Source organism: Pseudomonas sp. YA1, assembly GCF_058680555.1.
Map to the genome: position 1 here is coordinate 160,090 of NZ_JBZWBG010000003.1, position 25,216 is coordinate 185,305.

Here is a 25,216-nt window from a genome sequence, read left to right on the forward strand (position 1 = left end):
TTTTCGTGCTGAATAGGCATAATACGCGGCTTCGATTTTTGACTCATTTTGACCTGACAGTCTTTTTATGCAGAAAGAGCCTCGCAAAGTTCGTGAATTTCGTCGCCGTGAACAGGAGATTCTCGATACCGCCCTCAAGCTGTTCCTCGAACAGGGGGAAGACAGCGTAACGGTCGAGATGATCGCGGATGCCGTCGGCATCGGCAAAGGCACGATCTACAAGCACTTCAAGTCCAAGGCGGAGATCTACCTGCGCCTGATGCTGGACTACGAGCGCGATCTCGCCGCCCTGTTCCATTCCGAAGACGTAGCCCGCGACAAGGAAGCCCTGTCGCGCGCCTACTTCGAGTTCCGCATGCGCGATCCGCAGCGCTACCGCCTGTTCGACCGCCTGGAAGAGAAGGTGGTGAAGACCAGCCAGGTGCCGGAGATGGTCGAGGAACTGCACAAGATCCGCGCCTCCAACTTCGAACGCCTGACCCAGCTGATCAAGGAGCGTATCGCCGACGGCAAGCTGGAGAACGTTCCGCCGTACTTCCATTATTGCGCTGCCTGGGCGTTGGTGCATGGCGCCGTGGCGCTGTACCACTCGCCGTTCTGGCGCGAGGTGCTGGAAGACCAGGAAGGTTTCTTCCACTTCCTGATGGATATCGGCGTGCGCATGGGCAACAAGCGCAAGCGCGAAGGCGACGCTCCCAGCGCCTGATGCCTGTGGTGCCGGGACGCAGTCACTGCGCCCCGCGCACTCTTTGCCGGCAGGGATATACTCGTCGCCCATCGATCCGCCGGCGGGACGTCGGCTGCCCATTTCCGGCGAATCCGCCGGCGGCACCGGCCCGCTGGCGGCTCCACGTTCGTTCAGGAGTTCTCCGATGAGTGTCCGTGAATTCCCTATCCACTACATCGAACCGGTGTTCCGGCCCCCGAGCGAGGCGCATTCGCTGATCCTCCCGGTGACCAATGGCTGTTCCTGGAACAAATGCGGCTTTTGCGAGATGTATACCCAGCCGCAAAAGAAATTTCGCGCCCGCGACGAGAACGAGGTACTGGAGGAGATCCGCCGCTGCGACGAGCGCCTGATCGTCAAGCGGGTGTTTCTCGCCGATGGTGACGCCCTGGTATTGCCGACCCGCCGGCTGCTCGCGGTGCTGCAGGCGATTCGCGAGCACTTGCCGGAGGTGGAGCGGGTATCCAGTTACTGCCTGCCGCGCAACCTGCGCAGGAAGTCGGTCGACGAGTTGCGCGAACTGGCCGACGCCGGGCTGCGAATGGCCTATGTCGGCGCCGAGTCCGGCGACGACGAAGTGCTGGCGCGGGTCAACAAGGGCGAGACCTATTCCTCTACCCTGGATGCGCTGGAAAAGCTTGGCGAGGCGGGGATCAGTCGTTCGGTGATGATCCTCAACGGTCTGGGCGGAATGACCCTGAGCGCGCAGCACGCGGACAACTCCGCGCGCCTGATGAACGCCGCCCAGCCGGAGTACCTGTCGACCCTGGTGGTGAGTTTCCCTACCGGCGAGCAGCGTTTCCGTGCTGGCTTCGCCGATTTCGAGGCGCTGGATCGGCGTGCCCTGTTCGTCGAGGTCGAACGCCTGTTGCAGGGATTGGAGCTCGAAGACACGGTATTTCGCAGCGACCACTCTTCCAACTATCTGGTGCTCAAGGGCGAGCTGGGTGCCGACAAGGCGCGCCTGCTGGCCGAGGTCCGCCAGGCCATCGAGCAGCCGCAGCACGCTGCCCTGCGCCAGGAGTGGCAGCGTGGCCTGTGATGGCGCGGAAGCTGCATCGGCTCGTCATTCGCCGGTTTTCCGACGCCGGCAGGGGAGATGACCGATGTTGCACCTGTTCCGTATCGCCCTGGCGATGCTCCTCCTGGGCAGCCTGTCCGCCTGCATGAAGCCCAGCGACCTGGCCGACGGCGCCGACTACTACCTGCGCGACGCCGGGGTGCTCGATCACAGCGCCAGCCAGCGCAGCAACAACCGGCGGATCCAGGCCGACTCCTTCATCTACATCGGCCAGGGCCCGTTCGTGCCGCCGGGCTACCGGTACGCGCGGCCGAACGTGGTGGCCGAGCAGGCCTTCGAAGGTTTCGTCGAGTATTTCCCGCTGGTGCGCCGCGCCAAGGCGCCGCTCGGCCTGGACGACGCGATGCGCGAGGCGCGTGCCGCCGGCGCCCACTACCTGCTGTACTGCCGTTTCGCCCGGGGCGACAACAGGATCGGCAACTGGGAGGAGTGGGAAGACGAAGAGGAACTCGGCCGGGTCGGGCGCGATCGCAGTGTCATCCAGGTCATGCTGATCGAGACCAGCACCCGTTTCCTGGTGGACAGCGCGACCATCCGCAGTCGCGGCGGTTTCCTGACGTTCTACGACGCCACCCCGGAAGACCTGCTGCGTCCGCCGCTGGAGCAATACGCCCAGGAATTGCTGGGCCTGAACAGTCGAGGAACAGGCTATGAGTGATACCGGCAAGGCCAACGACCTGCTGGCGCAGATCCCCAGGGGCGAAAAGAAGGGCCTGCCGCCCGTGCACCTGTGGAATCCGCCGTTCTGCGGCGACATCGACATGCGCATCGCCCGCGACGGTACCTGGTTCTACCTGGGCACGCCGATCGGACGCAAGCCGATGGTGAAGCTGTTCTCCAGCATCATTCGCCGCGACGGCGACGACTATTTCCTGGTGACTCCGGTGGAAAAGGTCGGTATCCGCGTCGACGATGCGCCCTTCGTCGCGGTGACCCTGCAGGTGCAGGGCGAGGGCGGGGCGCAGGTACTGCGCTTCGCCACCAACGTCGAGGACGAGGTCGAGGCGGACGCCGGGCATCCGCTGCGCGTCGAGATCGACCCCGGCACCCAGGAACCCACGCCCTACCTGCGGGTGCGCGACAACCTCGAGGCGCTGGTGCATCGCAACGTGTTCTACCAACTGGTCGAGCTGGCGGTGCCGCGCCGGATCGACGGCATCGAATGGCTCGGCGTCTGGAGCCACGGCGAGTTCTTTCCCATCGGCCCGCAGCCGGACTGACAGGCGCAGCATGAAAAAAGGCTCCCGAGGGAGCCTTTTTCGTTTGCCTTACATGTTGGGGTAGTTCGGCCCGCCGGTACCTTCCGGCGCCACCCAGGTGATGTTCTGCGCCGGGTCCTTGATGTCGCAGGTCTTGCAGTGCACGCAGTTCTGCGCGTTGATCTGGAAGCGCTTGCTGCCGTCGTCGTTGGCCACCACTTCGTACACGCCTGCCGGGCAGTAGCGCTGGGCCGGTTCGTCGTAGAGCGGCAGGTTCTTCTCGATCGGAATGCTCGCGTCGGCCAGCTTGAGGTGGATCGGCTGGTCTTCCTCGTGGTTGGTATTGGAGAGGAACACCGAGGACAGCTTGTCGAAGCTGAGCTTGCCGTCCGGCTTCGGGTAGTCGATCTTCGGCGCTTCGCTGGCCTTTTTCAGGCAGGCGTAGTCCGGCTTGTCGTCATGCAGGGTGACGGGGATCTTGCCGCCGAAGATGTTCTGGTCGATGAAGTTGAACGCGCCGCCGCCGATAGCGCCGAACTTGTGGATGGCCGCGCCGAAGTTGCGGCTGCGGAACAGTTCGTCGTACAACCAGCTGGCCTTGAACGCATCGACGTAGTTGGACAGCTCGTCGCCGCCTTCGCGGCCAGCGGCCAGGGCCTCGGCGATCGCGTCGGCGGCGAGCATGCCGGACTTCATCGCGGTGTGGCTGCCCTTGATCTTGGCGAAGTTCAGGGTGCCGAGGTCGCAACCGATCAGCGCGCCGCCGGGGAAGACCATCTTCGGCAGCGAATTCAGGCCGCCCTTGCAGATGGCCCGGGCGCCGTAGGCCACGCGCTTGCCGCCTTCCAGGTACTGCTTGACCACCGGGTGGTGCTTGTAGCGCTGGAACTCGTCGAACGGCGACAGGTGCGGGTTGCTGTAGGACAGGTCGATGATCAGGCCGACGAACACCTGGTTGTTCTCCAGGTGGTAGAGGAACGAGCCGCCGGTATTTTCGTCGTTCAGCGGCCAGCCGGCGGTATGGACCACCAGGCCGGGCTTGTGCTTGGACGGGTCGATGTCCCAGATTTCCTTGATGCCGATACCGTAGTGCTGGGCATCGGCCTCGCTGTCCAGGTTGTATTTCTTGATCAGTTGCTTGCCGATGTGCCCGCGGCAGCCTTCGGCGAACAGGGTGTACTTGGCCCGCAGCTCCATGCCGGGGGTGTAGTAGCCTTCTTTCGGGTTGCCTTCGCGGTCGACGCCGAGGTCGCCGGTGACGATGCCGCGGACCACGCCGTTTTCGTCGATCAGCGCTTCCTGGGCGGCGAAGCCCGGGTAGATCTCCACGCCCAGTCCTTCGGCCTGCTGGGCCAGCCAGCGGCAGAGGTTGCCCAGGGAGATGATATAGTTGCCCTCGTTGTGCATGGTCTTGGGCACGAAGAAGTTGGGCACCTTGGTAGCGCTCTCGGCGCTCTTCAGGACGTAGATGTCGTCGCCGGTCACCGGAGTATTGAGCGGCGCGCCGAGTTCCTTCCAGTCGGGGAACAGCTCGTTCAGCGCGCGCGGCTCGAACACCGCGCCGGAGAGGATGTGGGCGCCCACTTCGGAACCCTTCTCGACCACGCAGACGCTGATCTCTTGACCGGCTTCGGCGGCCTTCTGCTTCAGTCGGCATGCGGCGGACAGACCGGCGGGGCCGGCGCCGACGATGACGACGTCGAATTCCATGTATTCGCGTTCCACTATCGATCTCCTACTCAAGGCTCACGGTATCTGTTTATTGGTGGCTGAGATCTTTCCCTGATCAGAGCGGGCGCATTATATATAGCTGCATGGGCAGGTCCAATACAAACGTTTGTTTGAATTCTTTGGAAGCCTGATAGAATCGGCATTCGAGGGGGGGAAACCACCCTTTTGCCGTATTGACCGAAAAGGGTGATCCGGTCAAGATACGGGCGGTTTTGCGGTCGCTGTCTAGCAGAGTGTCGGTTTCCGGCCGGCGAGCATCACCGGCCAGGCCTGTCTGGCGACATCCTTATTCACCGGAGAATAACGAGGAATCCATGAAGGTTCTTGTAGCAGTCAAACGAGTGGTCGACTACAACGTCAAGGTCCGCGTCAAGGCGGACAACTCCGGCGTCGACCTCGCCAACGTCAAGATGTCCATGAACCCCTTCTGCGAAATCGCCGTGGAAGAAGCCGTACGCCTGAAAGAGAAGGGCGTGGCTACCGAGATCGTCGCTGTCTCCGTCGGCCCGACCGCCGCCCAGGAGCAACTGCGCACCGCGCTGGCGCTGGGCGCTGACCGTGCGATCCTGGTGGAGAGCAACGACGAGCTGAACTCCCTGGCCGTGGCCAAGCTGCTCAAGGCCGTGGTCGACAAGGAGCAGCCGCAGCTGGTGATCCTCGGCAAGCAGGCCATCGACAGCGACAACAACCAGACCGGCCAGATGCTCGCCGCGCTGACCGGCTACGCCCAGGGCACCTTCGCCTCCAAGGTCGAGGTCGCTGGCGACAAGGTCAACGTGACCCGCGAGATCGATGGCGGTCTGCAGACCGTCGCGCTGAACCTGCCGGCCATCGTCACCACCGACCTGCGCCTGAACGAGCCGCGCTACGCGTCGCTGCCGAACATCATGAAAGCCAAGAAGAAGCCGCTGGACGTGGTGACCCCGGACGCCCTGGGCGTTTCCACCGCTTCCACCGTGAAGACCCTGAAGGTCGAGGCGCCGGCTGCGCGCTCCGCTGGCATCAAGGTCAAGTCCGTGGCTGAACTGGTAGAGAAACTGAAGAACGAGGCGAAGGTAATCTAATGGCTATCCTGGTTATCGCTGAGCACAACAACGCGGCCCTGGCGGCTGCCACCCTGAACACCGTTGCCGCTGCCAAGGCCATTGGCGGCGACATCCACGTGCTGGTCGCCGGACAGAACGTTGCCGCCGTGGCCGAAGCCGCCGCCAAGGTCGAGGGCGTCTCCAAGGTGCTGGTCGCCGACAACGCCGCCTACGCCCACCAGCTGCCGGAAAACGTCGCGCCGCTGATCGCCGAGCTGGGCAAGAACTACAGCCACGTGCTGGCCCCGGCTACCACCAACGGCAAGAACTTCCTGCCGCGCGTCGCCGCGCTGCTGGACGTCGACCAGATCTCCGAGATCGTCGAAGTGGTCAGCCCCGACACCTTCAAGCGTCCGATCTACGCCGGCAACGCCATCGCTACCGTGCAGTCCTCGGCAGCGGTCAAGGTGATCACCGTGCGTACCACCGGCTTCGACGCCGTCGCCGCCGAAGGCGGTTCGGCTGCCGTCGAGCAGGTTTCCGGCCCGGCCGATGCCGGCAAGTCCGCCTTCGTTGGCGAAGAGCTGGCCAAGTCCGACCGTCCGGAACTGACCGCCGCCAAGATCGTGGTCTCCGGCGGCCGCGGCATGCAGAACGGCGACAACTTCAAGATCCTCTACGCCCTGGCCGACAAGCTGGGTGCCGCAGTCGGCGCTTCCCGCGCCGCGGTCGACGCCGGTTTCGTGCCGAACGACATGCAGGTCGGCCAGACCGGCAAGATCGTCGCCCCGCAGCTGTACATCGCGGTGGGCATCTCCGGTGCCATCCAGCACCTGGCGGGCATGAAGGACTCGAAGGTGATCGTCGCGATCAACAAGGACGAAGAGGCGCCGATCTTCCAGGTCGCCGACTACGGCCTGGTCGCCGACCTGTTCGACGCCGTACCGGAGCTGGAAAAGGCCGTCTGAGCCCGATTCCTAGCCGACAAGACCCGCTCCCCGGAGCGGGTTTTTTTATGTCCGGGCTGCGACGCGTGACCCTTTGGTCACGATTCCTGCCTTCGGTCCGCCCAAGCGGAGGTGTCTCATTTACAATGCGCGACGTCTCTAGCTCCTGAATGTGCTTTTCCGGCATCTAGCAACCGAGGTTTTCATGATCATCAAACCGCGCGTGCGTGGCTTCATCTGCGTCACTACCCATCCGGCAGGCTGCGAGGCCAACGTCAAGCAACAGATCGACTACGTCGAGGCCAAGGGCCCCGTCGTCAACGGACCGAAGAAGGTCCTGGTCATCGGTTCCTCCACCGGCTATGGCCTGGCTGCCCGCATCACCGCCGCGTTCGGTTCCGGCGCCGATACCCTCGGGGTGTTCTTCGAGCGTCCGGGCAGCGAGAGCAAGCCGGGCACCGCCGGCTGGTACAACTCGGCGGCCTTCGAGAAGTTCGCCCACGAGAAAGGCCTGTATGCCCGCAGCATCAATGGCGACGCTTTCTCCGACGAGGTGAAGCGGCTGACCATCGAGACCATCAAGCGCGATCTCGGCAAGGTCGACCTGGTGGTCTACAGCCTGGCCGCGCCGCGCCGTACCCATCCGAAGAGCGGCGAAGTGTTCTCCTCGACCCTCAAGCCGATCGGCAAGTCGGTCAGCTTCCGTGGCCTGGACACCGACAAGGAAGTGATCAAGGACGTGGTCCTGGAGGCGGCCAGCGACCAGGAAGTCGCCGATACCGTTGCGGTGATGGGCGGCGAGGACTGGCAGATGTGGATCGACGCGCTGCTGGAAGCCGACGTGCTGGCCGACGGCGCGAAGACCACCGCGTTCACCTACCTGGGCGAGAAGATCACCCACGACATCTACTGGAACGGTTCCATCGGCGCGGCCAAGAAGGATCTCGACCAGAAGGTCCTCGGTATCCGCGACAAGCTCGCCCCGCTGGGCGGCGACGCGCGTGTGTCGGTGCTCAAGGCGGTGGTGACCCAGGCCAGCTCGGCGATCCCGATGATGCCGCTGTACCTGTCGTTGCTGTTCAAGGTGATGAAGGAGCAGGGTACCCACGAAGGTTGCATCGAGCAGGTCGACGGCCTGTACCGGGAGAGCCTGTACGGCGCCGAGCCGCGCCTCGACGAGGAAGGCCGCCTGCGTGCCGACTACAAGGAACTGCAGCCGGAAGTGCAGTCCCGTGTCGAGGAGCTGTGGGACAAGGTAACCAACGAGAACCTTTACGAGTTGACCGACTTCGCCGGCTACAAGAGCGAGTTCCTCAACCTGTTCGGTTTCGAGGTCGCTGGGGTCGACTACGAGCAGGACGTCAACCCGGACGTGCAGATCGCCAACCTGATCCAGGCCTGAGGCCTGTATCCGAGCCGTCCTCGCGACGGCTCCCGCTCCCCCGAACCGGCGCCCAGGCGCCGGTTCGCGTTTTCAGCGACCGGCCACCTGGGCGTTCCGTACGCCGTCGAGGAAGGCCTGGTAGTGCTGCGCGGTTTCCTCCGGGCGTTCGACCATCGGCACGTGTCCGCAGTTTTCCATGATCACCACGCTGGGCCGCTTCAGCAGCGGACGCATCACCTCGATGCTGGAGACGTCCAGCACGCGGTCGCGGTCGCCCCATAGCAGCAGGGTCGGTGCCTCGATCTTCGGCAGTTCCGGCTCCAGCGGGATGTAGCGCTGGCGCAGTTGTTCGAATATCTGCGCGTTGAACGCCGACGCGGCTACCGCGCGTTCGCCGAGGTAGCGCTTGAGCGGCGCCGGCAGCGGCGGTTGCTGGACGAACACGAAGTCGAGCAGCTTCTGGAAGTCTTCCGGCTGGCGCACCACCAGGGGATTCTCGCCGCGCTCCAGGTCCTCGAACAGTTCGCTCTTGCGCGCCGGCATTACCCCGGCGTTGTCGATCAGCGCCAGCGATAGCACCTGTTCCGGATGGCGCGCCGCGTAGAGCGCGGCGATGTGCCCGCCCATGGAGTTGCCGGCCAGGTGCAGGCGGCGCACGCCGATAGCGGCGGCGAAATTGGCGACTCGCTCGGCCTGGGTGCCGACGTCGTAGCTGGCCTGTTGCGGCTTGCTGCTGTCGCCGAAGCCGGGCAGGTCGAGGGCGACCACATGGTAGCGCTCGGTCAGCGGCCGGGCGAAGCGCAGCCAGTTGTCCTTGTCGGCGCCGAAGCCGTGGATCAGCAACAGGGTCGGGTTCTTCTCCGAGCCACCTTCCAGGTAGGCGATCTCCAGGTTGTCGACCTGCACGCTGTGCTCGCTGAGACCGGCGAGACCGCGCTCGACGGTGCGTACGCTGGCGAGGAGGGTAGCCGGGACGAAGTAGAGGACGCCGGCGGCGACCGCCAGCAGCAGAACCAGACCGAGGAGGAATCGTTTCATGGGTGTCCGAAGGCTTCAGGAAAAAAGGGGCAAGCGCTGAACGCTAGCCGTGCCGGCCCGCTGTCGCAAGCCTTGCGACGAGTCTAGGCGTGCTGCCGGTGGTCGGCGCCGAACCTAAGGACGGCGGTTCAATCGCCGGGTCGATAGAGATGTCGATGCTCGGCGCGGTACAGCGAAGAGTCGGCGAAGCCTTCGGCGGCCAGCACCTCGCCGACCAGGATCAGCGCGGTGCGACGGAAATTCCTGGCGGCGACCTTGGGCAGGATGTCGCCGAGGCTGCCGCGAACCTGTTCCTGGTCGGGCCAACTGGCCCGGTGGATCACCGCGACCGGGCAGTCGGCGCCGTAGTGCGGCAGCAGTTCCTCGACGATCTTCGCCAGGTGGGCGACGCCCAGGTGGATCGCCAGGGTCGCCCGGTGCCGCGCCAGGTCGCCCAGGCTCTCGCCTTCCGGCATCTTCGTGCGTGCGGCGTAGCGGGTCAGGATCAGCGTCTGGGACACTTCGGGCAGGGTCAGCTCGCAGCCGAGCAGGGCGGCACAGGCGGCGGTGGCGGTGACTCCGGGGACGATCTCATAGGGGATGCCGAGTTCGCGCAGGTGGCGGATCTGCTCGCCGATGGCGCCGTACAGGGAGGGATCGCCGGAATGCACGCGGGCTACGTCGAGGCCGCGGCGATGGGCTTGCGCAAGTAGCTCGACGATCTGTTCGAGGTCCAGCTCGGCGGTGTTCACCACCTGGTCGGCCTGGTGCCCCTCGAGCAGCGCTTGCGGAACCAGCGAGCCGGCGTAGAGGATCACCGGGCACTGGCGGATCAGGCGCTGCCCCTTGACGGTGATCAGGTCGGGGTCGCCGGGACCGGCGCCGATGAAATAGACGGTCATGGGAGTTCTCGATCGGTGAGAAGACGTGCCAGGGCGATGCTCGCCCGGTCGTCGCTGCGTTTCGCCCCGAGCAGATCGGCGCGACCGCCGCCCAGGCGTTCGGCCAGGGCCAGGGCGGCGGCCTCGGCGACGCTGGAGCAGCCGGTTTCGCGCAGCGCGACGGCGGAGGGGCTGAGCAGGCGCGGCTCGTAGTCGTGCAGGACGGCGGGTGCGAGGAAATGCACGGGGCGTTCGAGCAGCGTGGCCAGTTGCCGCAGGCCGGGTTCGTCGCGTTTGCCGTCGATGCTGGCGAGGGCGTCCAGCTCGGCCAGGCTGCGCCCGTGTTCGCCCAGCGTTCGCTCCAGCAGCGCGCGCAGATGCTCGGCGCTACAGCCTCGGCGGCAGCCGATGCCGGCGATCAGCAGGCTGGGGATGGGCAGGGGCATGCGCGCACCGGAGGAGATGGAAGGAGAGACACTATGGACCCGCGACCGGCAAGGGTCGCGGGTGGCAGGCGGTCAGGCGTCGACGCCGCCCCGGTTGCGCCGGAACAGCCAGGCAGCGGCCAGGCCGAGGGCGGCCCATAACAGCGCATTGCTGACCAGCGAGGCGACCACGAAACGCTGGGCCAGGGCTTCCGGCGCCAGGCTGGCATGGACCTCGGGCTGCGGCGCGCCGAACAGGTGCGGCAGCGCCAGCAGGACGGCGCCGACCAGCTTCAGCGGCCAGTTGCCGCCGAACACCAGCAGGGCCAGGCCCACCGCGGTGGCGGCGGCAGTGGCGATCCACCAGTACTGGCGTTGCACCAGGTCGGCCGCGGCGGTACCCGGCAGCTCCGGCGGCAGGCCCAGCGACGGCGCAAGGCAGAACACCGCGTAGCCGGCCAGGCCCCAGAGCAGGCCCTGCCAGGTCTGGCCCGGCGCGCGCAGGGTGAAGAGGCCGGCGAGCATCAGGGCGAAGCCGACCGCCACCACCAGGTTGCCGCCGGTGGTGGAGAGGGTACGCTGCCAGCCGTCTTCCGGCTCCCAGGCCTCCTCGTCGTGGACATGGGCGGCGACGCCGGGGGCGTGTTCGTGGGGCTGGGCCGCGACCGGCTCGCTCTTCTCGTAGGTCTCCGCCTCGAGGATCAGCGGGGTGACCCAGAGAATCTGCAGCAGGGTCAGCAGCAGGGCGGCGAGCAGGCCGGCGAAGCCGGCGGTCTGGGCGATACGCTTGATCATCCTGGTTCCCTCGCGACTCAGTGGCAGGGGAAGCCGGAGCTGTGCCGGGTATCGTGGGCGGCGTTGTGTACCGCGTCGATGTGCGAGAAACCGGCGAAATAGACCAGCAGCGCACCGAGCAGGCCGGCGCCGATGGCCAGGCTCAGTCGCTTCGACAGGGAGGTGGTGGAGCTGGCGTGCGCCAGGGTGCTGCTGGACATGGTGCGTTCCCTCTGGATTGGCATGGGCGTGGCAGAGGAGTACGCACGAGGAACGGGCCCGGACGGCCCGCTTCACGCTTGCGCCCGCCCACCGCGGGTGAATCAAACGAAAGGTTCCAGGCCGGTCTCCGGGCTCGCGCGCGATGCGCTTACCGTTGCGGGGGCAGCGCCGGACTGGCTCGGAGAGCGTCACCGGCTTCCCGTTTCACCTCGTGCGCGCCGGCACGAGACACCTGGGACAACCCGCCTAGGACAGCATGAAGGACCGCCGGGCGTCAACCGGCCCGATTGACCCTGGCCCGCGCACTGCGTAGCCTTGCCGGTTCGAGGTTCCTCGCCGGCGACGGCGGGGCTAAGAGGGAACGCGGTCGATGCCGCGGCTGCCCCCGCAACTGTGAACGGCGATCGTTCCCCAATGCCACTGCGTGACGCGGGAAGGCGGGGAACCGGCGGAGACGCCAGACCGTGAGCCAGGAGACCTGCCTCGTCGATCCCGTGGCGCGATGCCCGGGGACAAGACTTCCATACAACCGGGCGGGGTGATCCGGTGGCGAATCCGTTGCGCGGCCCCTGCGTCCGCGCCACTCGTCCGCATGCCCGCCGAGCTGAACAAGGGCTGCCCATGAAAACCCTGGCGAAACTCCCCGTCACCATCGTCACCGGCTTCCTCGGCGCCGGCAAGACCACCTTGCTCCGGCACATGCTGGACAACGCCGAAGGCCGGCGCATCGCGGTGATCGTCAACGAGTTCGGCGAACTCGGCATCGACGGCGAGATCCTCAAGCAATGTTCCATCGGTTGCAGCGAAGAAGAGGCGCAGGGCCGCGTTTTCGAGCTGGCCAACGGTTGCCTGTGCTGCACCGTGCAGGAAGAGTTCTTCCCGGTGATGCGCGAGCTGGTGGCGCGCCGCGGCGACCTTGACCAGATCCTCATCGAGACCAGCGGCCTGGCCCTGCCCAAGCCGCTGGTGCAGGCTTTCCAGTGGCCGGAAATCCGCAACGCCTGCACGGTCGACGCGGTGATCACCGTGGTCGACAGCCCGGCGGTGGCGGCCGGCACCTTCGCCGCCCATCCCGAGCAGGTGGACCAGCAACGCCGCCAGGACCCCAACCTCGACCATGAATCACCGTTGCACGAACTGTTCGAGGACCAGTTGGCCAGCGCCGACCTGGTGATCCTGAACAAGGCCGACCAGCTCGACGCCGAGGCCCTGGTGCGGGTCCGCGCGGAGATCGCCAGGGAGCTGCCGGCGGCGGTGAAGATCGTCGAGGCGAGCCGGGGCGAGCTGCCGCTCCCGGTCTTGCTGGGACTCAACGCCGAGGCCGAGCTGCACATCGACGGCCGGCCGACCCACCACGACCACGAAGGCCACGAGGACCACGACCACGACGAGTTCGACTCCTTCCACGTCGATCTCCCCGAGGTGGAGGAATCTGCGCTGCTCGAGGCCCTCGGCGAACTGGTGGAGCGTCACGACATACTTCGCATCAAGGGGTTCGCCGCCATTCCGGGCAAGCCCATGCGCCTGTTGGTGCAGGGCGTCGGCAAGCGCTTCGACAGGCATTTCGACCGCAAGTGGCTGGCCGACGAAGCCCGCAGCACCCGGCTGGTGGTGATCGGCCAGGAGCTGGACCAGGCCGCCATCGCCAACCAGCTGCGCACAGCGCTTGCCTGATCCGTGATCCCCGGCCGGGGCCGGCGATGGCGATTCGCCGGCCCCAGCTTCTTGCGTCCTACCGGTAGAACGTCCATGCACCTGTTGCGCACCCAACCTGGCGGCTTCGTTCCCGACGACGGCATCGCCCACCTGGCCCAGACTCCCGCCGAGCTGGTGATCCTCTGCAGCGGCGATTCGCACCTGGCATTGCTGGCCGAGGCCGCCCGTGCGCTGCCGGACGACTACCCGAGCCTGCGCCTGGCCAACCCCATGCAGTTGCAGAACCACGCCTCGGTGGACCTCTACGTCGACGAAGTGCTGCGGCACGCGCGGGTGATCCTGCTTTCGCTGCACGGCGGCATCGGCTACTGGCGCTACGGCGTGGAGCAACTGGTGGCGCTGGCCGAGCGCGGCGCGCTGCTGATCCCGGTGCCCGGCGACGACCGCCCCGACCCGGAGCTGAGCGCCCTCGGCAACCTGCCGGCGGAGCAGGCCGAGCGCTTCTGGCAATACTTGCGCCAGGGTGGCCTGGAGAACGCCGTGCAGTTCTACCGCTGCCTGGCCAGCCAGTGCCTCGGCCGCGACTACGCCTGGCGCGAACCGCAGGCGCTGCCGCGGGTGGCGCTGTTCCATCCACGGCATGCCGAGGCGACCCTGGAACACTGGCGTGCCGACTGGCAGGCCGGGCGTCCGGTGGTCGCGTTGCTGTTCTATCGCACCCACCTGCAGGCAGCCAACACCGCCTTCATCGCACGCTTCTGCGAACGCCTCGCGGCGCAGGGGCTCAACCCGTTGCCGATCGCGCTGGCCAGCCTCAAGGAAAGCACCTGCCTGGCGCAGGTGGAAGACTGGCTGGAGCGCAGCGACGCCGCGATGATCGTCAATACCACCGGTTTCGCCCAGTCCAATCCGGAGGCGCCCGAGTTGCGTCCGTTCCGTCGCGACGTGCCGGTGTTGCAGGCGATCTGCTCGCTGGACAACCGCCCGCTCTGGCTGGACAACCCGCAAGGCCTGGGGCCGCGCGACCTGGCCATGCACGTGGCGCTGCCGGAGCTGGACGGACGCATCGTCACCCGGCCGATCAGTTTCAAGGGCCTGGCCTGGCGCAGCGAACGCAGCGAGAGCGACGTGGTCTGCTACCTCGCCGACGACGAGCGCATGGATTTCGTCGCCGAACTGGCGCGGCGCTGGGCCGAGCTGGCGCGCAAGCCAAACGCGGAAAAACGGGTGGCGCTGGTGCTGGCCAACTACCCGACCCGCGATGGCCGGATCGGCAACGGCGTTGGCCTGGACACCCCGGCGGCGGCGCTGAACATCCTTCGTGCCCTGCGCCAGCAGGGCTACCCGGTCGACGGACTGCCCGCCAGCGGAACCGAGCTGATCCGCCAGTTGCTCGGCGGCGTCAGCAACGACCTGGAGCATCTCGACCTGCGGCCCTGCGCCCAGAGCCTGGCGCTGGACGACTACCTGGCCTGCTTCGCACGCCTGCCGGAGCGCAATCGCCAGGCGGTGCTGGCGCGCTGGGGCGAACCGCAACAGGACCCGATGTTCCGCGACGGGCGGATGATGGTCGCCGGCCTGCGCTATGGCCTGACCTTCGTCGGCATCCAGCCGGCGCGCGGCTATCAGCTCGATCCGGCGGCGGTCTACCACGATCCCGACCTGGTGCCGCCGCACGGCTACCTGGCGTTCTACTTCTGGCTGCGCCACGCCTACCGCGCCGATGCCCTGCTGCACGTCGGCAAGCACGGCAACCTGGAATGGCTGCCGGGCAAGGGAGTCGGCCTGTCCGCCGAATGCTGGCCGGACGCGTTGCTCGGTCCGCTGCCGAACATCTATCCGTTCATCGTCAACGATCCGGGGGAGGGCGCCCAGGCCAAGCGCCGCACCCAGGCGGTGATCATCGACCACCTGATGCCGCCGCTGACCCGCGCCGAGAGCTACGGCCCGTTGCGCGACCTGGAGCGCCTGGCCGACGAGTTCTACGATGCCTCGCTGCTCGACCCGCGCCGCGCCGAACAGTTGCGCGGCGAGATTCTCGTCCTCCTGCGCGACAACCGTCTCGACCGCGAGATCGGCTTGCAGCTCAGCGACGATCCGGACAGCTGGCTGCCGCAGCTGGACGCCTATCTCTGCGACCTGAAGGAGTCGCAGATCCGCGACGGCCTGCATGTGTTCGGCGAATCGCCGAGCGGGCGATTGCGCCTGGATACCCTGCTGGCGCTGCTGCGGGTTCCGCGCGGCGATGGCAAGGGCGCCAACGCCGGATTGCTGAAGAGCCTGGCGGACGACCTTGGCCTGGGCTTCGATCCGCTGGCCTGCGACATGGGCGAGGCCTGGCAGGGCGCGCGGCCGGCCTGCCTGGAAGAGCGGGGCGGGGAGCCCTGGCGTACTCTCGGGGATACCCGCGAACGCCTGGAATTGCTGGCGTTGCACTGGATAGAACGCTGCCTGGGCGGCGAATCGCCGCCTGCCACCTGGCGTGCCAGCGGCGAGGTGTTGCGCGGCTTGTGCGAACAGGTGGCACCGACCCTGGACGCCTGTGGCGCGGCCGAGATCGACGGGCTGCTGGCAGCCCTCGAAGGGCGCTTCGTACCGGCCGGTCCGAGCGGCGCGCCGAGTCGCGGGCGACTCGACGTGCTGCCCACCGGACGCAACTTCTTCTCGGTGGACGTGCGCAACCTGCCGACCCCGACCGCCTGGCGCATCGGCTTCCAGTCGGCCAACCTGCTGCTCGAGCGCCACCTGCAGGAACATGGCGATCACCTGCGCCAGCTCGGCCTCTCGGTGTGGGGCACGGCGACCATGCGCACCGGCGGCGACGACATCGCCCAGGCCCTGGCCCTGCTCGGCGTGCGACCGGTCTGGCAGGCCGGCAGCCAGCGCGTCGCCGATTTCGAGATCCTCCCGCTCTCCCTGCTGGACCGCCCACGGGTCGACGTGACGCTGCGGGTCTCCGGGTTCTTCCGCGACGCCTTCGCCAACCTGATCCGCCTGTTCGATGCGGCGGTGCAGGCGGTCGCCGAGCTGGACGAGGCGGAGGAGTTGAACCCGCTGGCCGCTCGCGTACGCCTGGAACGCCAGCGCCTCGAGGCGCAGGGTACGGCGCCGGCGGAGGCGCGCCGGCAGGCCGGCTGGCGGATCTTCGGCGCCAAGCCGGGTGCCTACGGCGCCGGCGTGCAGGGCGCAATCGAAGAGCGGCTGTGGGAGACCCGCGCCGACCTTGCCGAGGTCTACCTGAACTGGGGCGGCTACGCCTACGGTGCCGCCGACGACGGCACGCCGGCGCGGGAACGCTTCGCCCAGCGCCTGGAACGCCTGCAGGCGGTGCTGCACAACCAGGACAACCGCGAGCACGACCTGCTCGATTCCAACGACTACTACCAGTTCCAGGGCGGCATGCTGGCGGCGGTGGAAACCCTGCGCGGCGCGCCGGTGGCCAGTTACCATGGCGACCACAGCCAGCCGGACAACCCGCGCATCCGCACGCTCAAGGAAGAACTCAACCGGGTGGTGCGGGCGCGGGCGGTGAATCCGAAGTGGATCGCCGGGATGAAGCGCCACGGCTACAAGGGTGCCTTCGAACTGGCGGCGACGGTGGACTACCTGTGCGCCTTCGATGCCACCAGCGAGCTGATCGACGACCACCAGTACGCGCTGCTGGCCGACGCCTACCTGCTCGACGCGGAGACCCGCGAGTTCGTCCGCCAGCACAATCCGCAAGCCTTGCGCGACATGGCCGAGCGCCTGGTGGAGGCGCAGCGGCGCGGGCTCTGGCAGGAGCCGGGGGCCTATCGCGAGGCCTTGGAGAACCTGCTGCTGGACGTCGAAGAGGAATAGCGGAGCGGCATGGCCGCTCGCGCCGCTTTCAGCGCCCCTCGGCGAGCCGCCGGGCGGCGTCGCGGAGAATCCGCTCGGTGCCTTCCCAGCCGAGGCAGCCGTCGGTGATCGAGACGCCGTAGCGCAGTTCGCCGCCGAGCGCCTGGCAACCGTCGAACAGGTGGCTTTCCAGCATTACCCCGACCAGGTCGCTGGCGCCGACCAGGCGCTGGTCCAGCACGCTGGCGAGGACGCCGGGCTGGTTCAGCGGGTTCTTGCCGCTGTTGGCGTGACTGCAATCGACCATCATCCGCGTGGCGATGCCCTGGCTTTTCAGGGCCTGGCGTACGGCCTGCACCTGCTCGGGACCGTAGTTCGAACCGTGGCGGCCGCCGCGCAGCACCACATGGGTGTCCGGATTGCCGCGGGTCTCGATCAGCGCCGGGTGACCGTGCGGGTCGAGGCCGAAATGGCGGTGGCCGTGGGCCGCCGAACGGATCGCGTCGCAGGCGATGCCGACGCCGCCGTCGGTGCCGTTCTTGAAGCCCACCGGCAGGCCGAGGCCGCTGACCAGCTCGCGGTGGATCTGCGATTCGCTGGTGCGCGCGCCGATCGCCGCCCAGCTCAGCAGGTCGTCGAAGTAGCCGGCGGCCAGCGGTTGCAGGAGTTCGGTGGCCAGCGGCAGGCCGAGGCGCAGCATGTCCAGCATCAGTTGCCGGGACAGCGCCAGGCCGGCGGCCATGTCGTCGCTGCCATCCAGGTGCGGGTCGTAGGCGAGGCCCTTCCAGCCCACCGTGGTGCGTGGCTTTTCCACGTAGGCGCGCATCACCAGGAGCAACTGGCCGTCGAGTTCGTCGCTCAGCGCGGCGAGGCGTTCGGCGTATTCGAGGGCGGAGCGGGGATCGTGGATCGAACAGGGACCGACTACCACCAGCAGGCGTGGGTCGTCGCCGTCGAGGATGGCGCGGATGGCGTCGCGGCTGGCGGCGACCTGGCTGGCCAGCTCCAGCGGCAACGGCTGGCGGGCCTTGAGTTCGAGCGGGCTGGGCAGGCGTGCCAGGGCGGTACGGGCGGTGGCGCTGGGCAGGGCGACGGCCTGGACGTTCGGCGAAAGGGTGGTCAGTGCGGATACGGATGAGTTCATGGTCTGGCTTCCTGGGCTGGCGGCGGGCGTCCCGCGCGCGTCGTGCCCTATCGAGGTGTTCGGCAATGTCGTGGGTTGGCGAGCGGCTGGCGGCCGTCGCTAAATCGCCAGGTGTTGAGCGGGTAGCCAGTGCGGTAGCGGTATGCGGTCATGATCGATGTCCTGTGCGTTGGTCTGTGGTTGTGGCCTTGTGGGCCGGAAAATCGGGCTGGAAAAACAAAACCCCCGGTCGGGGAGCCGACCGGGGGTTTGCGTGTGCAGGGTAGGCGTCCCGTATACCGTGGGCGCCGTTGGGGTATCAGGCGCCGGAGTGGCTAAACCAATACCCGAAGAAATACGCGGCACGGGGTGCCTGCGGCGCACGCGCGCGCAACGACAGGCCAGGGCGCGAGGCGCTGGAGTGCAGGTGCGGATGGCGGGTGTGCGGCATGGGTTTCTCCCGTGAACGAGTCCCGAGCTTACTGCAAGCGAGGCGGCCGGTTCAACGACTGTTTCACGGTTCGATACCGGCGCCGCCGGCCTGATAGACTTGGCGGTCCGTATTTCCGTCCGTCCGCCGCAGGAACCCCCATGAGCGCTACCGTGCATTACCCCCTGTCCGCCGTGGTCGCCGCCGACGAACTGAAGCTGGCGCTGTGCCTGGCGGCGGTCGATCCGGCGATCGGCGGGGTACTGATCGAGGGGCCGCGCGGAATGGCCAAGTCGACCCTGGCGCGGGGCGTCGCCGAACTGCTGCCGGCGGGCGAGTTCGTTACCCTGCCGCTGGGCGCCAGCGAGGAGCGCATCGTCGGCAGCCTCGACCTGGACGCCGCCCTCGGCGAAGGTCGCGCGCGGTTTTCCCCGGGCGTGCTGGCCAAGGCCGACGGCGGCGTGCTCTACGTCGACGAGGTGAACCTGCTGCCGGACCACCTGGTGGATTTGTTGCTCGACGTCGCCGCCAGCGGCGTCAACCTGGTCGAGCGCGATGGCATTTCCCACCGGCATCCGGCGCGTTTCGTGCTGATCGGCACGATGAACCCGGAAGAGGGCGAACTGCGCCCGCAACTGCTCGACCGTTTCGGCCTCAACGTGCGCCTCGACACCCAGCCGCCGCCGGCCGAGCGGGCAGAGATCATCCGTCGCCGGCTGGCCTTCGATGCCGACCCGCAGGCCTTCGTCGAACGTTGGGAAGGCCAGCAGGACACCCTGCGCCGCCGTTGCGCCGAGGCACGCCGGCAACTGGCGCGGATTCCCCTGGACGATGCGGCGCTGGACAGCATCGCCCGACGCTGCTTCGAGGCGGCTGTCGATGGCCTGCGCGCCGACCTGGTCTGGCTGCGCGCGGCGCGCGCCCATGCGGCCTGGCGCGGCGGCGAGCGGATCGAGGCGGAGGACATCGATGCGGTGGAACATTTCGCCCTGCTGCATCGCCGTCGCCAGTCGAGCCCGCCACCATCGGCGGCCAATCCACCGCCACCGCCCGCGGCGGCCCCTGCCGCGCTCCCGGAGCGCATCGGCGACGGCGAAGGGCAGTGGGGCGAATTGCCGGCTCGGCCGGTGGCCATGGGGACCGCCCGCGAGCTGCCGCACTGGCCAAAAAAGGCCTGAGCATCCGCCCGCGCTCGGTCATGGGTGCGGATGCCAGGAGCAGACCCGGAGCCCTACGCGGCGGTCTTGGCGGCGCCCTGAGCCAGGGTGCGGAGGGCGCCATCCAATGGTTGCCGACCCTGCTGCGTGGACGTCCCCGACAGCGCCGCGACCTGCTTCGCCAGCCGCGCAGCCGGCGCCCGGGCGAACTCTGGCTGGTGATCGTCGATGCCTCCGCCAGCACCCGCCGGTACGGCGCCCTGGCCCAGGCCAAGGGGTTGTTGGCGACGCTGTTCGAGGAGGCCTATCGGCAGCGCGTCCGCCTGGCCGTGCTGCACGCCACCGGGCAGCAGGCGCAATGGCTCTGGCAGGGGCAGAAGGCTTCGCGGGAGTTGCAGGACTGGCTGCGCCAGCTGGGCGCCGGCGGCGGTACGCCGCTGCTCGACGCCCTGCACCAGGCCGCTGGCTGGCTGGCGCGCCGACAGCGGCAGAAACCCGCCGAGCATCAGCGTCTGCTGGTGCTTACCGACGGCCGCCTGCGCGACTGGCCAGCGCTGCCGGAGGCTGCCTGCCCGAGTCTGCTGGTCGACCTCGAAAGCGGCCCGTTGCGCCTGGGCAAGGCCGAGCGCCTGGCCCGGGAGCTGGGGGCCGAGTATCGGCATATCAGTGAATTGAACGAAGTCTGAGGGCGTTTCGGCGAGCCCTGCGGCTTTTTCGGTCAAATTGTATTTCGACTGTCATTCAATGAATATTATGCGCGTAATATCTTCCTGCGATCCAGCCAATCCATCTCACGGAGATATCCTCATGTCGCCGATTTCAGTCGTTATCGCCGGTTACGCCCGTTCGCCGTTCCACTTCGCCAGGAAAGGCGCGCTGGTCGATATCCGCCCGGATGACCTGGCCGCCGCGGTGCTCAAGGGCCTGGTGGAGAAACTCGATCTCGACCCTGTTCTGCTGGAGGACGTGGTCATGGGCTGCGCCTATCCGGAGGCGGAACAGGGCATGAACATCGCGCGCATCGCCAGTTTCCGCGCCGGCTTCCCGCAGAGCCTCGGCGGCGCGACCCTCAACCGTTTCTGCGGTTCGTCCATGAGCGCTGTCCACTACGCCGCCGGGCAAGTCCTGCTGGGCGCCGGAGAAGCCTTCATCGCCGCCGGGGTGGAGTCGATGACCCGGGTGCCGATGGGCGGCTTCAACCTGTCGCCCAATCCCGCGTTGCTGCAGGACTATCCGGCGGTATACATGAGCATGGGGCAGACCGCCGAGAATGTCGCCGAGCGCTACGCTGTCAGCCGCGTCGAGCAGGAAGAGATGGCCGTACGCTCCCACGCCAAGGCAGTCGCCGCGCGCGAGGCCGGCTTGCTGCGCGAGGAGATCGTCGCCATCGACACCCCCGCCGGCCGGGTCGCCGAGGATGGCTGCATCCGCCCGGGTACCAACCTGGAGAGCCTGGCCCAGTTGAAGCCGGCGTTCGGCGGCAGCGTCACCGCCGCCACCTCGTCGCCGCTCACCGATGGCAGCGCCGCGCTGCTGGTCTGTAGCGAGGAATTCGCGCGCCGCCACGGGCTGGCGATCCTGGCGCGGATCAAGGCGGTGGCGGTGGCCGGTTGTGCGCCGGAGATCATGGGCATGGGTCCGGTGCAGGCGACGCGCAAGGTCCTGCAACGGGCCGGGCTGGGCATCGCCGACATCGACCTGGTGGAGATCAACGAGGCCTTCGCCAGCCAATCCATCGCCTGCATCCGCGAACTGGGGCTGGACATGGACAGGATCAACCTGGATGGCGGCGCCCTGGCCCTCGGCCATCCGCTGGGCGCCACCGGCGCGCGGATCACCGGCAAGGCCGCCGCGTTGCTGCGGCGCACCGGCGGGCGCTATGCCATCGCCACCCAGTGCATCGCCGGCGGCCAGGGCGTGGCGACCCTGCTGGAAGCGGTGGAGTGATCGCGCGCCAATGAAAAAAGGCCCGGTGGATGAGCCGGGCCTGGATGGGGAACCTGCGCCGGCGGCCCGGCGCAGGGTAGTCGCGGTTACTTGATGAAGTCGTGACCCCAGCGTTCGATCTGGCTGGCGCTCTTCTGCATCTGCAGCGACCGCGATTGTGCTTTCTGCCCGGCGGCGGCGATCTCGTCGTCGACCACCTTGGTCGACAGCGACAGCCAGCTGGTCACGAAGGCCATGGCGTCGCTGTGGATCTCCAGGGCGTCCTGGTTGATGTTGGCGATGCCGTCGCACTTGCTGTGGTAGCACTCGTCGTAGGCCTTGCCGGCGGTGCCGCCGTACTTCTGCGCCTGCTCTTCGGTCTTCAGGCCCTCGGCGCCGGTGAACAGGCCGCCGAAAGCGATGCCGCTGTTGAAGAACTCGGCGTAGTCGGAGCGGAAGTCGATCTCGGTGCCTTCCGATTGCTGGCCGCGCAGGCGGAAGTAGGCTTCGAACAGGCGCTCGATGGCGGCCGAGCCGGGCGGACCCTGGAGGCCGAAGTCGGAACCGTCGCCGTCATAGATGAAGTTGCCGAAGTTCGGCGAGCCGATCATGTCGAAGTTCAGGTAGGCCTTGATCTTCTTCTTCTCTTCCGGGGCGAGGTTCTGCACGTAGTGGGTCGAGCCCACCAGGCCGGCTTCCTCGGCGCCCCACCAGGCGAAGCGCACCTTGTTGACCGGCAGCGCCTTGGCCAGCAGCACGGCCATCTCCAGTTGGGCGGCGCTGCCCGAACCGTTGTCGTTGATACCGGGGCCTTCGAACACCGAGTCGAGGTGCGCGCCGACCATCACCACGTTGTTCGGGTTGCCGCGACGGGTCTCGGCGACCACGTTGTAGGTCTCGGTCTTCTTGCGTACCACGTCGACCACCAGGTGCAACTGCAGGTCCGGGGTCTGCGACCAGGCCACGCCGTTGTCGTAGGTGGCGAAGATCACTGGGATGCCGCCCTCGTAGGACTCGCCCACGGTGACGTTCTCCAGGCCCTTGCGGTCGTCGGTGTTGCCCTGGTTGAAGATGATCACCCCGGCGGCGCCGGCGGCCGCGGCGTTCTCGGCCTTCTGCTCGAAGTTGCAGGTGCCGCGCTGGATCAGCGCGATCGAGCCGGCCGGGAAGTTGGCGAAGTCTTCCGCTTCGCAACCGCTGGTGGAGGTGTTGCCGGCGCCGAGGGACAGGTCCACCGGGACCACCTTGGCGGTGACGTCGCCTGCCTCGGTCTGCGACAGGTAGGTGAAATCCTTCTCCCATTCGTAGGTGACCGGCTGCGGCACGGTGGCGCTCAGGCTACCCGGGCCTTTCGGGTAGTAGGCGGTGAACGGGAAGGGCTGCACGCTGACCTTGTAGCCGGCTTTCTGCAGGGTCTGCTTCACGTAGTCGACGGAGGCCTGGTAGCCCGGCGTGGCGGCGGCGCGGTTGCCGTCGTTGAGGCTGGCGATGTCTTCCAGCTTCTGCAGGCGCTTGACCACGTTGCTGGCTTGCAGGCAGCGCGGCAGGCCAAGCGGGGTGCTGACCAGCAACGGCGATTTGCAGATCGACGGGTTGGGTTTGCCGGGGGTCCAGAACTCGGTGAACTGTTGCGCTTCCGAAGGCGCCGCCAGGGATGCGGCGGAAACCGAGAGGGCGAGGGCGCCGAGTGCGTATCTGAGATTGTTCTTGTTGCTCATGAGACTCCGTTCCTTGTGAGGCGATGATCGATAAGCCGTTGATGGCATGGCGCTATTGCCCGAAATGTCGCCTCGGGCACGGCCTGACTGCCAGACTAGGAGCGCTTTCCGGGCTGTCCTGGCGTAATTCCTGAAATGTGAATTTCATCAACTTTTCGTGGAAGAATTGCTGATAGCTCGCTGGCGGGATGGAGGGCGGCTTTCTATCGTTAATGCCCTTCGGCGCGGGCCCATGGCCGTTGGTCGGGGCTGGGAGGATGGCGCAGCAGGAAGGAAACCGTCTGGCGCGCGGATAAGCGCGCGAGCGGAGGTGACCGGCGGCAGCGCTGTCACAGATTTGTTGGAATTTTTGTATACATTCTTCTGGATATTTTCGGATCGAATTGTCTACAGTGTGCGCACAACAATAAAAGCGAGAACAGCGCACCATGAAAACGACGTCCTCCGGAACTCCATCCGTTCCACGGCCTGAAGACGAGAACCTCGGTGTCGGCGCCAACATGGCCTACGGCCTGCAACATGTGCTGACCATGTATGGCGGTATCGTCGCGGTCCCCCTGATCCTCGGCCAGGCCGCTGGCCTCGCGCCCGGCGACATCGGCCTGCTGATCGCCGCTTCGCTGTTCGCCGGCGGCCTGGCGACCCTGCTGCAAACCCTCGGCGTGCCGTTCTTCGGCTGTCAGTTGCCGCTGGTCCAGGGGGTGTCCTTCGCTGGCGTGGCGACCATGGTGGCGATCATCGGCAGCGGTGGCAGCGGCGGCATTCCCGCAGTGCTCGGCGCGGTGATGGCGGCCTCGCTGATCGGGTTGCTGATCACGCCGATCTTCTCGCGCATCACCAAATTCTTCCCGCCGCTGGTGACCGGCATCGTCATCACCACCATCGGCCTGACCCTGATGCCGGTCGCCGCGCGCTGGGCGATGGGCGGCAACAGCCACGCGCCGGACTTCGGCAGCATGGCCAACATCGGCCTGGCGGCGATCACCCTGGTCATCGTGCTGCTGCTGAGCAAGCTCGGCAGCGCCTCGATCTCGCGCCTGTCGATCCTCCTGGCGATGGTCATCGGCACCGTCATCGCGGTGTTCCTCGGCATGGCCGACTTCTCCAAGGTCACCGAAGGCCCGCTGGTGGCGTTTCCCACGCCGTTCCACTTCGGCATGCCGACCTTCCAGGTCGCCGCGATCATCTCGATGTGCATCGTGATCATGGTGACCCTGGTGGAAACCTCGGCGGACATCCTCGCGGTAGGCGAGATCATCGACACCAAGGTCGACTCACGGCGCCTGGGCAACGGCCTGCGCGCGGACATGTTCTCTAGCATGCTGGCGCCGATCTTCGGCTCCTTCACCCAGAGCGCCTTCGCCCAGAACGTCGGCCTGGTGGCGGTGACCGGGATCAAGAGCCGCTACGTGGTCGCCACCGGCGGATTGTTCCTGGTAATCCTCGGCCTGCTGCCGGTGATGGGCCGGGTGATCGCCGCGGTGCCCACCGCCGTGCTCGGCGGCGCCGGCATCGTGTTGTTCGGCACGGTCGCCGCCAGCGGCATCCGCACCCTGTCGAAGGTGGACTACCGCAACAACATGAACCTGATCATCGTCGCCACTTCGATCGGCTTCGGCATGATCCCGATCGCCGCGCCGACCTTCTACGATCACTTCCCCAGCTGGTTCGCCACCATCTTCCATTCCGGCATCAGTTCCTCGGCGATCATGGCGATCCTGCTCAACCTGGCGTTCAACCACTTCACCGCCGGCAACTCCGACCAGCAGTCGGTGTTCGTCGCCGCCAGCGAGCGGACCCTGCGCTACCAGGACATCGCCGCCCTGCACGAAGGCGACTATTTCCTCGACGGCAAGCTGTACGACGCCCAGGGCAACGAAGTGCCGCTGGCCGGCGACGACAGCCATGGCGCGCCGCCGCGACGGCGCAGCGAAACCGCTGAAGCTGGCAGCGCCTGAGCGGCGCCGCGATGAA

At 67.1% G+C, this 25,216-nt stretch carries 21 protein-coding genes and 2 riboswitches; of the genes, 13 read left to right on the forward strand and 8 right to left on the reverse strand.

Going from position 1 to position 25,216, the window contains the following annotated elements; translation table 11 throughout:
• Positions 1-67: 67 nt before the first annotated feature.
• The 4 genes from AC4OR5_RS05045 (at position 68) to AC4OR5_RS05060 (ending at position 3,028) form a co-directional block, all read left to right on the forward strand.
• Positions 68-706, forward strand: coding sequence for a TetR/AcrR family transcriptional regulator (locus AC4OR5_RS05045; protein WP_003091114.1), 639 nt, complete (start codon positions 68-70; stop codon positions 704-706).
• 166 nt (positions 707-872) lie between these two features.
• Positions 873-1,769 (forward strand): radical SAM protein, encoded by an 897-nt coding sequence (locus tag AC4OR5_RS05050; RefSeq protein ID WP_058160222.1) that lies wholly within the window; start codon positions 873-875, stop codon positions 1,767-1,769.
• Positions 1,770-1,833: 64 nt separating this feature from the next.
• The gene (locus tag AC4OR5_RS05055) at positions 1,834-2,466 is read left to right on the forward strand and encodes a DUF4823 domain-containing protein (protein WP_003091112.1); all 633 of its coding nucleotides are present in this window, start codon (positions 1,834-1,836) and stop codon (positions 2,464-2,466) included.
• Positions 2,459-3,028: a DUF1285 domain-containing protein gene (locus tag AC4OR5_RS05060; RefSeq protein WP_003091111.1), complete on the forward strand. Its 570-nt coding sequence runs from the start codon at positions 2,459-2,461 to the stop codon at positions 3,026-3,028. The genes AC4OR5_RS05055 and AC4OR5_RS05060 overlap by 8 nt, the downstream gene beginning before the upstream one ends.
• Positions 3,029-3,076: 48 nt before the next feature.
• Here AC4OR5_RS05060 and AC4OR5_RS05065 read toward each other — a convergent pair whose 3' ends face one another.
• Positions 3,077-4,732 carry an electron transfer flavoprotein-ubiquinone oxidoreductase gene (locus AC4OR5_RS05065; protein WP_003091109.1) on the reverse strand — a complete coding sequence of 552 codons (1,656 nt, stop codon included), beginning with the start codon at positions 4,730-4,732 and terminating at the stop codon, positions 3,077-3,079.
• A gap of 320 nt (positions 4,733-5,052) precedes the next feature.
• Between AC4OR5_RS05065 and AC4OR5_RS05070 the strand changes: the two genes are divergently transcribed.
• The 3 genes from AC4OR5_RS05070 to fabV all read left to right on the forward strand — a co-directional run bounded on the left by AC4OR5_RS05070 (position 5,053) and on the right by fabV (position 8,112).
• On the forward strand, positions 5,053-5,802 hold the full coding sequence (locus AC4OR5_RS05070) for an electron transfer flavoprotein subunit beta/FixA family protein (protein ID WP_003091107.1): 750 nt from the start codon (positions 5,053-5,055) through the stop codon (positions 5,800-5,802).
• Complete coding sequence (locus AC4OR5_RS05075; RefSeq protein ID WP_003091099.1) at positions 5,802-6,731, forward strand: electron transfer flavoprotein subunit alpha/FixB family protein; 930 nt, start codon at positions 5,802-5,804, stop codon at positions 6,729-6,731. Before AC4OR5_RS05070 ends, AC4OR5_RS05075 begins: the two co-directional genes overlap by 1 nt.
• A 184-nt stretch (positions 6,732-6,915) precedes the next feature.
• On the forward strand, positions 6,916-8,112 hold the full coding sequence (gene fabV, locus AC4OR5_RS05080; RefSeq protein WP_003102929.1) for an enoyl-ACP reductase FabV: 1,197 nt from the start codon (positions 6,916-6,918) through the stop codon (positions 8,110-8,112).
• 72 nt (positions 8,113-8,184) lie between these two features.
• On the opposite strand, the gene AC4OR5_RS05085 is transcribed toward fabV, so the two are convergent.
• From AC4OR5_RS05085 to AC4OR5_RS05105, 5 genes are all read right to left on the reverse strand, one after another.
• Positions 8,185-9,132: an alpha/beta fold hydrolase gene (locus tag AC4OR5_RS05085; RefSeq protein WP_003091085.1), complete on the reverse strand. Its 948-nt coding sequence runs from the start codon at positions 9,130-9,132 to the stop codon at positions 8,185-8,187.
• A 128-nt stretch (positions 9,133-9,260) separates the two neighbouring features.
• On the reverse strand, positions 9,261-10,013 hold the full coding sequence (cobM, locus tag AC4OR5_RS05090) for a precorrin-4 C(11)-methyltransferase (RefSeq protein WP_023125626.1): 753 nt from the start codon (positions 10,011-10,013) through the stop codon (positions 9,261-9,263).
• Positions 10,010-10,438 carry a cobalamin biosynthesis protein gene (locus tag AC4OR5_RS05095; RefSeq protein ID WP_023125627.1) on the reverse strand — a complete coding sequence of 143 codons (429 nt, stop codon included), beginning with the start codon at positions 10,436-10,438 and terminating at the stop codon, positions 10,010-10,012. Before AC4OR5_RS05095 ends, cobM begins: the two co-directional genes overlap by 4 nt.
• Before the next feature lie 72 nt (positions 10,439-10,510).
• Positions 10,511-11,212, reverse strand: coding sequence for a CbtA family protein (locus tag AC4OR5_RS05100; RefSeq protein ID WP_058160221.1), 702 nt, complete (start codon positions 11,210-11,212; stop codon positions 10,511-10,513).
• Between the two features lie 17 nt (positions 11,213-11,229).
• Complete coding sequence (locus tag AC4OR5_RS05105; RefSeq protein WP_003091059.1) at positions 11,230-11,412, reverse strand: CbtB domain-containing protein; 183 nt, start codon at positions 11,410-11,412, stop codon at positions 11,230-11,232.
• 102 nt (positions 11,413-11,514) lie between these two features.
• A riboswitch (cobalamin riboswitch) is annotated at positions 11,515-11,664 on the reverse strand.
• A gap of 58 nt (positions 11,665-11,722) precedes the next feature.
• Positions 11,723-11,913, forward strand: a riboswitch (cobalamin riboswitch).
• 121 nt (positions 11,914-12,034) lie between these two features.
• On the opposite strand from AC4OR5_RS05105, the gene cobW reads away from it, so the two are divergent.
• Together cobW and cobN are read left to right on the forward strand one after the other, a co-directional pair.
• A complete protein-coding gene (gene cobW / locus AC4OR5_RS05110; protein WP_058160220.1) occupies positions 12,035-13,087 on the forward strand; it encodes a cobalamin biosynthesis protein CobW in 1,053 nt (350 codons plus the stop codon).
• A 75-nt stretch (positions 13,088-13,162) separates the two neighbouring features.
• Entirely contained in the window at positions 13,163-16,909 is a 3,747-nt protein-coding gene (cobN, locus tag AC4OR5_RS05115) for a cobaltochelatase subunit CobN (protein WP_058160219.1), read from the forward strand.
• Positions 16,910-16,937: 28 nt separating this feature from the next.
• On the opposite strand, the gene AC4OR5_RS05120 is transcribed toward cobN, so the two are convergent.
• Positions 16,938-18,032 (reverse strand): 3-deoxy-7-phosphoheptulonate synthase, encoded by a 1,095-nt coding sequence (locus AC4OR5_RS05120; RefSeq protein WP_058160218.1) that lies wholly within the window; start codon positions 18,030-18,032, stop codon positions 16,938-16,940.
• 570 nt (positions 18,033-18,602) lie between these two features.
• On the opposite strand from AC4OR5_RS05120, the gene AC4OR5_RS05125 reads away from it, so the two are divergent.
• From AC4OR5_RS05125 to AC4OR5_RS05135, 3 genes are all read left to right on the forward strand, one after another.
• On the forward strand, positions 18,603-19,619 hold the full coding sequence (locus AC4OR5_RS05125) for a magnesium chelatase ATPase subunit I (protein ID WP_034014969.1): 1,017 nt from the start codon (positions 18,603-18,605) through the stop codon (positions 19,617-19,619).
• Between the two features lie 20 nt (positions 19,620-19,639).
• Positions 19,640-20,284 (forward strand): vWA domain-containing protein, encoded by a 645-nt coding sequence (locus tag AC4OR5_RS05130; RefSeq protein ID WP_023119381.1) that lies wholly within the window; start codon positions 19,640-19,642, stop codon positions 20,282-20,284.
• Positions 20,285-20,405: 121 nt separating this feature from the next.
• Positions 20,406-21,545 (forward strand): thiolase family protein, encoded by a 1,140-nt coding sequence (locus AC4OR5_RS05135; RefSeq protein ID WP_023106233.1) that lies wholly within the window; start codon positions 20,406-20,408, stop codon positions 21,543-21,545.
• 86 nt (positions 21,546-21,631) lie between these two features.
• Here the strand turns inward: AC4OR5_RS05135 and paaP are convergent, their stop codons facing one another.
• A complete protein-coding gene (gene paaP / locus AC4OR5_RS05140; RefSeq protein ID WP_003101464.1) occupies positions 21,632-23,242 on the reverse strand; it encodes an aminopeptidase PaaP in 1,611 nt (536 codons plus the stop codon).
• A 428-nt stretch (positions 23,243-23,670) separates the two neighbouring features.
• Here paaP and AC4OR5_RS05145 point away from each other — a divergent pair, with 428 nt between their 5' ends.
• The gene (locus AC4OR5_RS05145) at positions 23,671-25,200 is read left to right on the forward strand and encodes a nucleobase:cation symporter-2 family protein (protein WP_009313844.1); all 1,530 of its coding nucleotides are present in this window, start codon (positions 23,671-23,673) and stop codon (positions 25,198-25,200) included.
• The last annotated feature ends 16 nt before the right edge of the window (positions 25,201-25,216 follow it).